Below are 11,089 nucleotides of genomic sequence, written 5' to 3'. Positions count from 1 at the left end.
CTGGAGGTTAATTATGGACATAGGTATTGTTAGTAACTTTATAGACGAGTATAATGGTGGAATTGGCGTTTACACCAATCAAATTGTGAAAAATCTGGGTAAAATGGATAATGAGAATAATTACCATCTTATACATTACTTAAAGAATAATTTAGATATTTACAGTCAAAATAGTGAGATTATTATCCCTAAAAACCGATTTGTAAAGGGGTGGGGAAGTTATATGTTCTGGAGACACTTCACATTACCTCGAGAGTTGAAGAAATATAATCTGGATGTTGTTCATGACCCCTATGAGCTGGGGCCATTTACTTTTAACCAGCCCTTTCGGAAGGTAATCACTGTGCATGATTTGACACCGCTGCTCTTCCCAAATCTTTTTAAGAGGGGAGATGTAATGCTGCACCGTTTGCTCCTTAAAAAAACCATTAGTAAAGCTGATAAAATAATTACAGTATCTTATAATTCCCAAAGAGACATCATGGAATACCTCAATGTTCCAGAGGAGGATATAGAAGTAATTTATAATGGAAAGGACGAAAATTTCAGGCCATTAAACTCCAGACAACTGGCGGAAATTAAGGAAAAATACAGGCTGCCCCATAGATTTATTTTATCTGTAGGGGGTCTGCACCCAATAAAAAATATTCCGCGCCTGCTTGAAGCATATTATCTGGCACGAAAAGACGGTTTAGAACATAAATTGGTGATGGTCGGAGGCGCTGTAGACCGGGCTGGAGAGATATTCCACATTATAACTACTTTGGGTCTTGAAGATCATGTGATTTTCACGGGAGTGGTTTCTGATGATGATCTGGTAGGTCTTTACAACGCTGCGGATCTTTTTTTATATCCCTGTTTATATGCCGGCTTTGGTTTGCCTCCTCTGGAAGCTATGGCTTGTGGTACTCCGGTTATAACTTCCTGCAGCAGTTCTTTACCTGAAATAGTAGGAGATGCTGCAAAACTAATCAACCCTTACGACCCTGAAAAACTTGCATCTGCCATTAATAGGGTACTGTCTGATGATGGGACAATGAAAGAGCTTATTAAAAAAGGTTTAAAACGGGCTGAAAGATTTAATTGGAGAAAAACAGCTTGGGAAACTTTAAAAGTTTATGATGAGGTTTATAATTATTGGTAAATTAGGTATAGTTTATTATGTGGGCTCTAAAATTTTATTTAAGAGCATATAATGATTAAAACATTTAAAAATTGCATTTAAAATTATTAAAGAATAAAAACAAAGCAGGTGGTTTAATGTTTAAAGAACCGAGAATATCAGAATGTAGAATAATATATCTCCCTAAAATTGAAGATAACAGGGGTAATCTGACATTTATTGAACAGGTTGAGCATGTGCCCTTTGAAATTAAAAGGGTTTATTATCTTTATGACGTTCCGGGGGGAGAAAGTAGAGGGGGTCACGCACATAAGGGATTAGAGCAGTTTATTATTGCAGCAAATGGTAGTTTTGATGTTATACTGGATGATGGCCAGAATAAAGAACGTTTCCATTTGAATAGGTCTTATTATGGTCTTTACATACCTAAGATGGTATGGCGTGAACTGGATAACTTTTCTTCAGGATCTGTATGCTTAGTTTTAGCATCTGAATCATTTAATGAGGATGATTATATTAGAAGTTACTCAAATTTTAAAGAAGCTGCACTGGAGGATTTAGAAGCCAAATAAATAAAAAGCAACTAATTAAAATAAATCTTTTCCAGCTACTCTAAACTTATAGTCTGCTAATGGTGGTCAAATGATTGAGATTAAAAGATACGAAGCAAAAGAAAAAGAACTCTGGGATAATTTTGTGAAGGGTTCTAAAAATGGAGTGTTCTTTTTTTTGCGAGATTACATGGAATACCATTCTGATAGATTTGAAGATCATTCTTTGATTTTCTTAAAGAATAATAAACCTGTAGCTTTATTGCCTGCAAATCGTAGTGGTAATACGCTGTTCAGCCATGCAGGACTGACCTTTGGAGGCATTATAACCAATCGAAAGATGAAAACTTCTTTAATGCTGCAGATATTTGGCTCATTAAAAGAGTATTTAAAAGAAGGGGGATTTAAAAAACTCTTCTATAAAGCAATACCCCATATATACCATTTATACCCTTCTGAAGAGGATTTATATGCTCTCTTTATTAATAACGCTACTTTAATAAAGAGAGAAGTATCATCAACTATTGAAATGGCCTGTAAGATCCCTTATAGCAGGAATATAAGGCGGAATATTAAAAAAGTTCAGGACAGTAGATTGAGTCTAAAGCGAAGCTATGATTTTAGTACTTTTATGCTTTTAAAAGAGGAACAGTTGTTTAAAAAATATGGATTGATGCCTACTCATACTGCCCTTGAAATGGAATATCTGGCAGGTAAGTTTCCAGATAATATAAAACTCTTTGCAGCTGAGCAGAATGGGACTATGATTGGTGGAATGGTAATATATGAAAATAAAAATGTAATCCATGCGCAGTACCAGGAAGCTAATGAACTGGGAATGGATCTACATGTTCCAAGCTTACTTTTTGATAAGCTTATTAAACGGTACTCAGAAAAAAAGTACTTTGATTTTGGCATATCCACAGAAAATAACGGTTTTTATTTAAATGAAGGCTTAATTGATTTTAAAGAGAGATTTGGAGCGAGATCTACTGTATATGATTCGTATGAGTTGAATTTATAATTTAAAATAGACTTTACCAGGGGATTATATTACTTAAATTTTAAATAAAGAAATTTTAATTCTTAAGCGATTAAATAACCTGAATTTTGGGATTTTAATTGCGTTATAACTAAATGTACACAAATAGTAATTTAGATGTTTAATGGTGATTAAATGGTTGAAATAAAGAGATATAAACCTGAAAAAAAAGAGCTCTGGGATAATTTTGTGAAGGGTTCTAAAAATGGAGTGTTCTTTTTTTTGAGGGACTACATGGAATACCATTCTGATAGATTTGAAGACCATTCTTTAATTTTCTTTAAAGAAGGGGAACTTGTTGCTTTATTGCCTGCAAATCGTAGTGGTGATACGCTGTTCAGCCATGCAGGACTGACCTTTGGAGGCATTATAACCGATCAAAAAATGGACGTTAATTTAATGCTGCAGATATTTGATTCATTAAAAGAATATTTAAAAGAGTGGGGTTTTAAAAAACTCCTTTATAAAGCAATACCTCATATTTACCATTCATATCTGTCTGATGAAGATTTGTATGCTCTTTTTATTAACAATGCTACTTTAATAAAGAGGGAAGTTTCATCAACCATCAAAATGGATGTTAAAATACCATTTAATAAGAATATAAAGCGAAACAGAAAAAAAGCTGAAAATAAGGATTTAAGCTTAAAAAGAAGTTATGATTTTGATACTTTTATGGGTCTAAAAGAAGAGCAATTGCTAAAGAAGTATGGTAAAAATCCTACCCATACTGCAGAAGAAATGGAATATCTGGCAGGTAAGTTTCCAGATAATATAAAACTCTTTGCAGTTGAACATAACGGCGAAATGGTAGATGGACTGTTGATTTATGAGAGTGAAAATGTTGTCCATGCACAGTACCAGGGAGCTACTGAGAGGGGAATGCAATTATATGCCTCTAGTTTCATCTATGATAAGATAATCAACCAGTACTGCCAAAAAAAATATTTTGATTTTGGTATATCCACAGAAAATAATGGTCATTATTTAAACCGTGGTTTAATTGATTTTAAAGAGAGATTTGGGGCAAGATCTGTTGTTTATGACTCTTATGAATTGAAATTGATCGTGATGGGCTTTTTGATGTTTCTTATGGTTAGAATAGACATTTTCATTGATTTAATAGATGTGGGGATGTAATTATGGTTTTGTTTGCTGATTTAAAAAAAGAATATCTTTCTATAAGTGAAGAATTGAATTTTAATATCCAGAGAGTTCTTAAATCCGGTTTTTACGTGCTGGGGGAAGAAGTAAAAAAATTTGAAGAAGATTTTTCCAGATATATTGGTACTAATCATGCAGTAGGTGTGAACTCTGGCTCTGATGCTCTTTTCCTTGCACTTAAATCTATTGGAATAGGTAAAGGCGATGAAGTGATTACAGTTTCACATACATTCATTTCAACAGTTGATGCTATTATTAGGAGCGGTGCTAAACCTGTTTTTGTTGATATAACTCAGGATACATATTGTATGGATGTATCAAAAATAGAGGAAAAGATAACTGAGAAAACTAAGGCTATCTTACCTGTACATTTATATGGGCACCCTGCAGATATGGATCCTATCTGCAAACTAAAGGAAGATTACGGTCTTCATGTGATAGAAGATGCGTGTCAGGCACATGGTGCAGAATACAATGGGAAAAAAGCAGGTAGTATGGGGGATATGGGTTGTTTTAGTTTTTATCCTACTAAAAATTTAGGGGCTTATGGAGATGGTGGTGCAGTAGTCACGGATAACGAAGAAATTAAAGAAAAACTGATTCAGATGAGAAACTATGGACAGTCAGAGAAGTATCGCCACGATTTTGTTGGAGTTAACAGCAGGTTAGATGAATTACAGGCTGTTATTCTTCAAACTAAGTTAAAACACCTGGAAGGATGGATTGAAAGCAGGCGGAAGAATGCTGAGATATATACAGAACTTCTGCAGGATTCTGACATTATCACACCTGTTGAAAATCGATTTGCAAAACATGCTTACCATCTTTATGTAGTAAGGAGTAAGAATAGAGATTATCTAAAAAAGAAACTCCTTCAAAACGATATACACCCTCAAATACATTATCCAATACCTGTTCATAAGCAAAAGGCATATTTGAATTTTAATGATTTTAAGATAGAGACAACTGATAAAATATGCAATGAAATATTATCACTGCCATTGCATCCCTTGATGAGCTACGAAGAAATTTTAAAAGTTACAGATTGTTTAAAAGGTAAAGGTGACTGAAATTGCCAGTTGTCAGCGTAATAATGTCTTCTTATAATCATGAAAAATTCATATCTGAAGCAATTGAAAGCGTTTTAGGGCAAACTTTCAGGGACCTGGAACTAATTATTATAGATGATAGATCTAGGGATAATTCTCAGCAAATAATTGATGAATTCGCCCAAAAAGATAATAGAATTAAGAAAATATTCCATAGGGAAAATTTGGGCATTGCAAAGACCATAAATGAAGGTATAAAAAACTCAACGGGAAAATACATTGCATTAATAGCTTCAGATGACGTATGGGCAAGTGAAAAATTGGAAAAACAGCTGAAAATCCTTGAGGCAGATGAAAATTTAGTAGTATGGTGTAACTCTGCAATAATCGACTCCAATTCAAACCTTACCGGCGAGATAACCAGTGAAAAATATAAAAACGCCACTCCTCATGGATATGTATTTGAGGAGATTGTTAATTCATGGCTTTCTGGTTCGGGTATTATTATGAAAAGAGAAAATATCCATGATATGAGATACAGTGAAAATTTGAAGTACCTGAATGACACCCAATTTTACGCAGATTTAGCCTATAAATACCAATTTTATTATATGATGGAGGCACTTTCAAAATACCGTTTACATGGAGACAACGCTTCATTTGGAGAAATAACAGATATAAAAGGATGGTATCATGATTCTTTAGTGCTATGTATCTATCTCTTTCAAGAGTATGGCAGCGGATTATCCTACAAAGCCTTGAAAAATATTTTCTACAAAACCTGCATAATTCCGTTTATGATAGGCACTCAAAATGATGTTTTAAACAGGTTTAATATAATTTATCCGGTAGTTACTCCCTTAACTTTTATGTTACTTACTGTTAAGACTATTCCAAAAAGAATAGCTGGAAAAATTGCAAAATAACCTGAAAATACGTTTAGATTATATTAACTAAAAAATTTCTTTTTTTTTATTCGAATCTGAATTTATCCCTGTTTTACAGCTTCAGTTAAATGTCCAATACTTTTATGCATTATTTTTTCCAGTTTTATACCTAAGTCATTTGAAGTATCATCTTCCATATAATTTAAGGTCAGCGTTAATTTCCCGCTTGCAGTTACCACGCCAGCAACAATGTCTAAAAAAGGAGAAGATGAAGTAACAAAATATAAATGGTCAAGTTTGAGAGAATCATATCCTTTTTGGGTTTTAATTGCCCCTAAATTTGATATCATCAGTCCAGGCATGTTATTTACCATCTGATTTGATATAGCTACTGCTTTATTTGATTTGTTCTTTATAAACCCGGATAGTTTTTCATACCTGCTGAACTCATCAGTTAACCATCTGCCGTAGGTTGCAAAGTTAATTCCGTCTACAAGTGTAGGGTCGATATAATATCCAATAAGTGGTTCTAAAATTTTATTTCCATTTAGTTCATGCTGCACTTTCTGGTGGAATAAACTTACGTTATCTGAAAATGTTTTCTCTGGTAAATATTCAAATTCAAATTTAATACCGCTGGCTAAAAGTCCAAAAACTCGTTTAACAGGTTTTTTAAATCGGTCTCTTATATTTACAGCAATTTGTATTGTGTGGTTGTTATCACTGGATTCACCACGAATACTACGTCTTCCAGCAAGAAATGCTACAGATAATGCTGAATTAACTGTTACATGATTTTTATGACACCATTCTACCAGATCAGACGTTTGTGACAGGGATAATTCCTCTACAATTATTCTATGTTTATATTTTTGAGTGTAAGCCTTATGGATATCATGGTAATCCACATCATCGAATAATACTTGCTGTTTATCCCATTTCCTGTTAACTCTTCTCATTATTAGCTTATTTTTCAATAACTTTGATTTAACCTGCAGAGGTACTGCCGGGAAATTGGCCGGCACTGGTAAAACGGGATCTATCCTTTTAACTTTGATTTCAGGGTTATTTAATAGAAACATAATATCTTGGATAATGTTGGCAAGTGAAAGACCATCACAGATTGAATGCTGGCAGATAACGATAAGATCAGAAATTTCACCTGATTTTAGAAGTATAAATCTAATTAAAGGACCTTTCTCAAAATCAAAGGGTATTTTCTGTTCATTTTCAAGTACATCTATCCAATGCCTGTTAGATTTTCTACGGGTAACTTTAAGTGGTAAGGGTGCATCACATTCCTCTGTAAACCATGCATCTTGGTTGCTGTCAATAACTACACGAACCCCTGTAAGTGGGTGCATTTTAGCAACTTTCTTTAAAACCTGAACAAGATTATTTTCAGAAATATTCCCATTTATGGCGGCGATTACTGCAACATTATTTGGGATTCTAAAATATTCTCTCATGACCCCCAATTTAAATTTGCTGTCATGTGTTTCATTCTCTATTTTCACTTCAATAGTTTTAAAATTCATTTTATCCCTTTTCTACTAATTTTCTGATTATGTTATAGTCTCCTTTAGAAAATGTTTTAAAGAGGATTAAAAGAGCAAAATATATAATAGTAGCGAGTAAAACTGTGATGAATATATTTAAATGCACTGAAATCATGAATAAGGACATAATAACTGTTGCTAAGGCGGGTTTCCAAATTAGTCGGTGGAGAGGTACTTTGCAGATGAACTTGGACAGGTAGTAGAAAAGCATGATAAAATTTACTAATTCTGTAAGTACTGTTACAACTGCAGCACCTAAATAGCTGAAATAAGGTATTACCACCAGATTAACTCCTATATTAAAAATCATGTAAATAAACGTAAGTCTAATTGCTAAAACCTGTTTATTCATGGATATTAAAATTATCCCAAAGCTTGTAGTTAAAAGTAAAAGAGGGACAGTCCAGATTAAAATTTGAAGCGCCACTACAGACCCTGAAAATGCAGATTGATAAAGAATCAGAATTATATCCTTAGATAGAATGGTGATTCCAGCTGCAATGGGCAGGCCCAGAATAATCATATATTTGATAGATTTTACGTAAATTAATTGGAAGGATTCTTTAGAAGAAACATGAAATCTGGAGAGTACTGGAAATATAACAGCACTGTAAACACTGGGAATAAAAAGCAGTACTTCTATTATTTTATATGGAGCTGTATATAATCCTACCACAAGATAACCTTGAAATAATGAAAGTAGAACTGTGTCTACCCTAAAAGCGATGGTAGAAAAAATTAAAGCAATGGATAAAGGCAAAGCTAAGGTCAGTTTGGACTTCCAAAAATTCCAGTTTACCTGTAAACTGGGCCTTGGAAACCTTGTAATCTGAATAAAAACAGTATAAGTCAGAATCACTCCACTTACTATCAAATAGATTAGGGCAAACCACTCTATACTGAAATTGTTGAATATTCCATAAAATACCCCTGAAAACAGCAGAATGCTGTATAAAATTGTTCCTATGGACTGGTATTCTATTTCTTCATATGCCTGGAATACTGAATAAAAGAGCTGAGTAAATGATGTAAACAGCATCCAGAGCGCCAGAAGATAAACCACCTGAATAGTCTGGGAAGGGCAGTTAAATAAGTTCATAAATAACACAATAAGGCCCATTGTAATGGAACTCAAAACCAGTTTGATTACAATAAGATTTCCAGTATAGCCTGAAGAAATAGATTTATCCCTTGCAATTTCTCTTACTGCCAGTATAGAAAGCCCTAAGTCGGCTGTTACTCCCATAATTGTGGTAAAAGATATCCCAAATGTTAAAACACCAAAACCAGATACCCCCAGATAACGGGCCAAATAAATGGTGTAAAAGAAAGCCAGAATATAATTAACAACTTGAGCGATAAAAAGGATGCTTGTATTTTTAAAAATTCGTTTTGCAGTGTTCATTCCTACTCCCCACAGGCATCAAACGGTGTAAAATTTTAGTGGATCCATAAATGAATCATATTTATGGATGAAAATAATGTTTAAATCTGGATCTTCAAAGATACTTAGAATTGAAGCCAGGAACATTACAAATAAAAGAATCCCCAAACATTCAAGCCCTAAATGACATTCATAGAGATTAGTGGTTAACATAAATGATATAATCTGTGCAGAAAATAATATTTCAGTGTTATTTGCAGTTATTTGTAAAATATTCAGATTGTCGCTCAATTTAATCATAAAATGCTATTTTGAGTTTAATTTAAAAATAAGAAGTAGATTTTCACATAAACACCCATTCATAAAGGTGGTTAGTCCATTTAAAGAAGTTTTTATTAGATATAATGAATTACTAGGTTTAAACATAGACCCTGGTGATTTTCTACATATTTTTAGTTTCTACTTGAGAAATGGAAGATGGACAAAATGAGCGATGGTAGCAATGATAAAAATTCATATAGGTTACTTGAAAATTATAATAATTTATTAGAACAATTTGGAAAGCTTAAAAACGGCCATATGGCTGCTAAAGTACTGGTGAGGATTGGAGATATTTATAGGGATCTCATGAACCATGGTAAAGCTATGGAGAATTATAATCTTGCCCTTAAACTTTTTCATGATGAAGATGATACATGGGGGGAAGCTTTTACTCTTGAATCTATGGGTAACCTTTGGAAAAGTGCGAGAGTGTATTCGGAAGCACGTAAATTTTATCAACAGTCCTTAGAAAACTTTCAGGTAATTGGGAATTGGGAGATGGAAAGGAATATTTTAAACAGGATTTCTGGTTGTTATCTGGCTGAAGGATCTATAGAAGATGCACTGGATGTCCATAAGAAGATCGATGAATTGCCATTAGATGTGGCTCAGTTTTTTATAAACCAGGTACATATTAAAAGGCTGCTAAATGAGATTGAGGGTATTAAACCTACAAAAACGCAATTTTTGACTTTAATTTGTTATATTTTGATACTTATACTATCAGAACTGGTGACTACTTACTACATGACCTCCTGGGGGATTATTTTACATGTAATTTTAATTATAAGCCTGGTAATTGATTCTACATTGACTAAATCAATTAAATTTTCATACCTTTTACAGGCCATGATTTTACTACCTTTAATTAGAATTATGAGCCTTAGTATACCTGTTATGGAGTTAGAACCTCTCTACTGGTTGGTTTTAATGTCAGTACCGGTTTTAGTTGCTGTGTGGATGTTAATGCAGAGTCAGTATCTAAGCAAGGGAATGGTTGGACTTAACGCGAGGAATTTGCCTTTACAGCTACTGGTAGGTCTTACAGGAATTGGTTTTGGGTTTGTGGAATATTTGATACTTCAGCCCATTGCTCTTATATCCAATTTAAGCCCGGTAAATGTGATTTTTGTAGGTTCAATTGTGATAATATCTACAGGATTACTGGAGGAGCTGGTATTTAGGGGAATTATCCAGAGGAACGCTGAAAATATTATAGGGAAAGTTTGGGGGATTATTTTTACTTCCTTACTTTTTGTAGGGTTTAATATCAGCTGGAACTCTCCCATGGACTTGCTCTTTATTTTTGGAATTTCAATTTTTTATGGGTATATATTCCAAAAAACGCGCAGTATACTGGGGATAAGCGTTTCCCATGGTATTTGTAATGTTATTCTTTTCATCATCCTGCCGTTTTTATTATAAATGGATATAATGTGATTATCGAATGAAATGTTTTAAAGATAAAAAGAGGAAAAAATATGATATCAATTATCACTGGCACAACAACCAATGTAACAATGAGTCAAATAATGGATTACAGTATTGTAGCAGTGCTTTTTTTATTACTGTTCCTTTCACTTAGAAATATAATACGTGGAGAGATCTCAAACCGGCGTAAAGTGGGAATTTTGATGCGCAACCTCAACATAGTTTCAATACCCCTTCTAATAATGTTTATAACTATAATTATCTACAGGATATATTCATCTTCACCTTTATTCTCTAGTTTCTAGCAAATACTAGATGATTAATTGCCTTTTCATTTTAGTTGTAAATATTATGGTATAATATAATCTTCCATTTATTCTCTAATTTGTAGTTAGTAAATTGTTATTAAATTTTGAACAAATACTGTTTGACTTTAAAATTGAACAAATAATTCAAGATGTTATTTTTAATTCGTTATAGTACACTTACTCATCTGTAGAGTACATTTATAGCGTTATTTTGCATGGTAATTAAAATAAAAGTAGTATATTTGTTAATTAGTTAGTATATGGGGGTTT

The 11,089-nt window shown here is 33.2% G+C and carries 11 protein-coding genes; 8 read left to right on the top strand and 3 right to left on the bottom strand.

The genetic code is table 11. From position 1 onward, the window contains the following. The first annotated feature begins 13 nt into the window (after nt 1–13). The 6 genes from AAGU07_RS12675 to AAGU07_RS12650 all read left to right on the top strand — a co-directional run bounded on the left by AAGU07_RS12675 (nt 14) and on the right by AAGU07_RS12650 (nt 5,855). Nucleotides 14–1,144, top strand: coding sequence for a glycosyltransferase family 1 protein (locus AAGU07_RS12675; protein ID WP_342459474.1), 1,131 nt, complete (start codon nt 14–16; stop codon nt 1,142–1,144). Nucleotides 1,145–1,260: 116 nt separating this feature from the next. Then, on the top strand, nt 1,261–1,695 hold the full coding sequence (locus tag AAGU07_RS12670; RefSeq protein WP_342459473.1) for an FdtA/QdtA family cupin domain-containing protein: 435 nt from the start codon (nt 1,261–1,263) through the stop codon (nt 1,693–1,695). 70 nt (nt 1,696–1,765) lie between these two features. Continuing rightward, nucleotides 1,766–2,698, top strand: a complete 933-nt coding sequence (locus AAGU07_RS12665) for a GNAT family N-acetyltransferase (RefSeq protein ID WP_342459472.1) — start codon at nt 1,766–1,768, stop codon at nt 2,696–2,698. A gap of 153 nt (nt 2,699–2,851) precedes the next feature. After that, nucleotides 2,852–3,856 carry a GNAT family N-acetyltransferase gene (locus AAGU07_RS12660; protein ID WP_342459471.1) on the top strand — a complete coding sequence of 335 codons (1,005 nt, stop codon included), beginning with the start codon at nt 2,852–2,854 and terminating at the stop codon, nt 3,854–3,856. Nucleotides 3,857–3,858: 2 nt separating this feature from the next. Continuing rightward, nucleotides 3,859–4,950: a DegT/DnrJ/EryC1/StrS family aminotransferase gene (locus AAGU07_RS12655; RefSeq protein ID WP_342459470.1), complete on the top strand. Its 1,092-nt coding sequence runs from the start codon at nt 3,859–3,861 to the stop codon at nt 4,948–4,950. Nucleotides 4,951–4,952: 2 nt separating this feature from the next. Further along, complete coding sequence (locus AAGU07_RS12650) at nt 4,953–5,855, top strand: glycosyltransferase (protein WP_342459469.1); 903 nt, start codon at nt 4,953–4,955, stop codon at nt 5,853–5,855. A gap of 62 nt (nt 5,856–5,917) precedes the next feature. Here the strand turns inward: AAGU07_RS12650 and AAGU07_RS12645 are convergent, their stop codons facing one another. The 3 genes from AAGU07_RS12645 to AAGU07_RS12635 are packed head-to-tail and all read right to left on the bottom strand — an operon-like array spanning nt 5,918 to nt 9,050. Continuing rightward, nucleotides 5,918–7,354: a hypothetical protein gene (locus AAGU07_RS12645; RefSeq protein WP_342459468.1), complete on the bottom strand. Its 1,437-nt coding sequence runs from the start codon at nt 7,352–7,354 to the stop codon at nt 5,918–5,920. A 1-nt stretch (nt 7,355) separates the two neighbouring features. Next, complete coding sequence (locus AAGU07_RS12640; protein WP_342459467.1) at nt 7,356–8,780, bottom strand: flippase; 1,425 nt, start codon at nt 8,778–8,780, stop codon at nt 7,356–7,358. A gap of 18 nt (nt 8,781–8,798) precedes the next feature. Next, nucleotides 8,799–9,050: a hypothetical protein gene (locus tag AAGU07_RS12635; RefSeq protein ID WP_342459466.1), complete on the bottom strand. Its 252-nt coding sequence runs from the start codon at nt 9,048–9,050 to the stop codon at nt 8,799–8,801. Nucleotides 9,051–9,245: 195 nt separating this feature from the next. On the opposite strand from AAGU07_RS12635, the gene AAGU07_RS12630 reads away from it, so the two are divergent. Both AAGU07_RS12630 and AAGU07_RS12625 read left to right on the top strand, forming a co-directional pair. Next, on the top strand, nt 9,246–10,505 hold the full coding sequence (locus tag AAGU07_RS12630; protein ID WP_342459465.1) for a CPBP family glutamic-type intramembrane protease: 1,260 nt from the start codon (nt 9,246–9,248) through the stop codon (nt 10,503–10,505). A 56-nt stretch (nt 10,506–10,561) separates the two neighbouring features. After that, the gene (locus AAGU07_RS12625) at nt 10,562–10,816 is read left to right on the top strand and encodes a hypothetical protein (RefSeq protein ID WP_069584567.1); all 255 of its coding nucleotides are present in this window, start codon (nt 10,562–10,564) and stop codon (nt 10,814–10,816) included. Nucleotides 10,817–11,089 lie beyond the last annotated feature (273 nt).

Source organism: Methanobacterium sp., assembly GCF_038562635.1.
GTDB lineage: Archaea > Methanobacteriota > Methanobacteria > Methanobacteriales > Methanobacteriaceae > Methanobacterium_D.
The sequence above is the reverse complement of the archived record's forward strand: the minus strand, read 5'-3'. Positions and strand labels throughout refer to the sequence as shown.